The organism is Paracoccus sp. NSM, assembly GCF_052379855.1.
In the GTDB taxonomy this organism is placed as follows: domain Bacteria; phylum Pseudomonadota; class Alphaproteobacteria; order Rhodobacterales; family Rhodobacteraceae; genus Paracoccus.
This window is the reverse complement of record NZ_JBQTCG010000031.1, coordinates 1-2472: the sequence shown is the minus strand read 5'-3', so window position 1 is coordinate 2472 and position 2472 is coordinate 1. Positions and strand designations below refer to the sequence as shown.

General features: G+C 67.4%; 3 protein-coding genes. All 3 read left to right on the top strand.

From position 1 onward, the window contains the following. Positions 1–465: transposase (locus ACTZWU_RS16685; protein ID WP_444738485.1), on the top strand; the 465-nt coding region annotated here is incomplete at its 5' end. A gap of 20 nt (positions 466–485) precedes the next feature. Further along, positions 486–818 (top strand): IS66 family insertion sequence element accessory protein TnpB, encoded by a 333-nt coding sequence (gene tnpB, locus ACTZWU_RS16680; RefSeq protein ID WP_444738484.1) that lies wholly within the window; start codon positions 486–488, stop codon positions 816–818. Between the two features lie 68 nt (positions 819–886). Then, positions 887–2452, top strand: coding sequence for an IS66 family transposase (gene tnpC / locus ACTZWU_RS16675; protein WP_444738483.1), 1566 nt, complete (start codon positions 887–889; stop codon positions 2450–2452). Positions 2453–2472: the final 20 nt, after the last annotated feature.

The window sequence follows — 2472 nt, the reverse complement described above, 5'->3', positions numbered from 1 at the left end:
ATGAGCGTTGGAGGCTGGGTCTTGGAACGAGACGGCAAAGTGGGCGTGCATTTGGACGGCTGGAGGGACGGCGGGGTTTCTCGGCTCGAGGTGATCGAGGGGCCGTCCGGGCGCCGGCTGCGCACGACGGCGGAGCGGGCGCGGATCGCGGCGGAGAGCTTGGTGCCCGGGGCGTCGGTGACTGATGTTGCGCAACGGCACGGAACGACGCGCTGGCAGATCTATGACTGGCGAAGGAAGCTGCGGACGGGGCAGCTTGTCGTGCCCGAGAGCGTGGCGTCCCTGCCGATGTTTGCTGAGCTGGTCGTGGAGAGCGCCGCTGCCGGGGCAGAGATGCCGGCAGGAGCGTTGGTTGCGACCGGCCTGGAGATCGTCATCGGCGATGTCGTGATCCGTGCCGGGACCGATACCGATGGAGGGCTGCTGACGCGGGCGATCCGGGCAGCGCGGGCGGCGGTGTCGTGATGCTGGGTCAAGGTGGGCCGGTGAAGGTGTTCGTCGCGACGCGCCCGGTGGACTTCCGCAAGGGCATCGACGGCCTTGCGATGGCGGTGCAGGAGATGTTCGGGCTCGACCCTTTCTGTGGCGCCGTCTTCGTCTTCCGCTCGAAGCGGGCGGACCGCATCAAGCTCCTGGTCTGGGACCAGACCGGGATGGTGCTCGTTCACAAACGCCTCGAGGGGGCCGCGTTCGTCTGGCCGCAGGTGCGGGACGGGGTGATGCGGATGTCCTCGGCGCAGCTGGCGGCACTGTTCGAGGGGCTCGACTGGCGGCTGGTCCGACCGGAGAGGGTGCGCCGTCCGTTGGCGGCGGGTTGAGCGCCCCGATACGCGAGAACTCCTGTTTTTTCTGGCTCTGAGCGGGGCTTCGTGATGCACTTCTGCGCATGGATGCCGACGCCCTCAACCGCGAGAACACCCATCTGAAGGCACGCCTGGCCGAGGTCGAGGCGGCGCTCGCAGAGGTGCAGGAGGCCAACCGTCGTCTCGAGGGTATCCTGCGCGCCGCGCAGCGCGACCGCTTCGGCAAGAGTTCCGAGAAGTTGTCGCCCGACCAGTTCAATCTTCCGCTCGAGGACGCCGAACTGGCCCAGGGTGTGCTGGAGGCTGCCCAGGAAAAGGCCGAGGCAGCACTTGCCCGGGCGCGCGGGGATGAACCGCGCAAGCCCGCGCGCAACCGTGGTCATCTGCCGGCGCATCTGCCCCGGATCGAACGCGTGATCGAGCCTGCCAGCACCCTTTGCCCCTGCGGCTGTGGCGAGATGACCCGGATCGGGGAGGATGTCTCCGAGCGGCTCGACGTGATCCCGGCGCAGTTCCAGGTTCTGGTGACGCGCCGCCCGCGATACGCCTGTCGTCGCTGCTCGCAGGCCGTGGTGCAGGCCCATGCTCCCGAGCATGTCGTGCCGGGTGGGCTGCCGACCGAGCGTCTGATCGCATGGATCATCGTCTCGAAGTTCGGCGACCACCTTCCGTTTTACCGCCAGGCGGGGATCTTCGAGCGGCAGGGGCTCAGCCTCGACCGCGGCACGCTCGGCAATTGGGTCGGTCGCGCCTGCTTCCACCTGGTGCCCGTGATCGACAACATGAAGGCCCATCTGCGTGGTGCCGACCGGATCTTCGTCGATGAGACGCGCGCTCCGGTTCTGGACCCGGGCCGGAAGGCCACCAAGAGCGGCTACTTCTGGGCCGTCGTATCCGACGATCGCGGACATGGCGGTGCCGGTCCGCCGATCGTGCTGTTCCATTACGCCCCTGGCCGTGGACGAGAGCATCCCCTGAAGTTCCTGGCCGGATACCGTGGCCGGTTCCTGCAATGCGATGCCTGTCAGGCCTACAACGCGCTGACCGAGATCACGCGGGATGAAGGGCCGTGGCAGCTGGTCTATTGCTGGACCCATGTCCGCCGCCGCTTCGTCAAACGCCTCGAGCGCGAGGGCTCGCCCATCGCCGAGGAGATGCTGCGCCAGATCGCGTTGCTGTATCGGATCGAGAAAACCGTGCGCGGCCACGCCCCTGCCGACCGCCTCGCCGCACGACGCGAGCACGCCGCCCCGATCATCGCCGCGCTCAGGCCCTGGCTGGAAACCCAGCTGTCGCGCATCCCGCAGAAGTCCCTGCTGGCCGAGGATATCCGCTATACCCTCGCGCACTGGACCGGTCTGACCCGCTTCCTCGACAATGGGACCCTCGAGCTCGACACCAACCCGGTCGAGAACCAGATCCGTCCGATCGCGCTGACCCGCAAGAACGCACTCTTTGCGGGAAACGAGATCGGCGCTGAAAACTGGGCTATGCTCGCCTCGCTCGTCGCTACCTGCAAGCTGTCTGGTGTGAACCCCGTCGACTATCTCGCCGACACACTCCAGGCTATCCTCGACGGGCACCCCAGATCCCACATCGAAGACCTCATGCCGTGGCACCGCCCTCAGCCGTCAAGCCGCGCCGCATAGGGCCCCGACGTCGCGCTTAC

Excerpts from the sequence above, each read along its gene's own strand:
- tnpC (WP_444738483.1), top strand. The coding sequence starts at position 887 with ATGGATGCCGACGCCCTCAACCGCGAGAACACCCATCTGAAGGCACGC.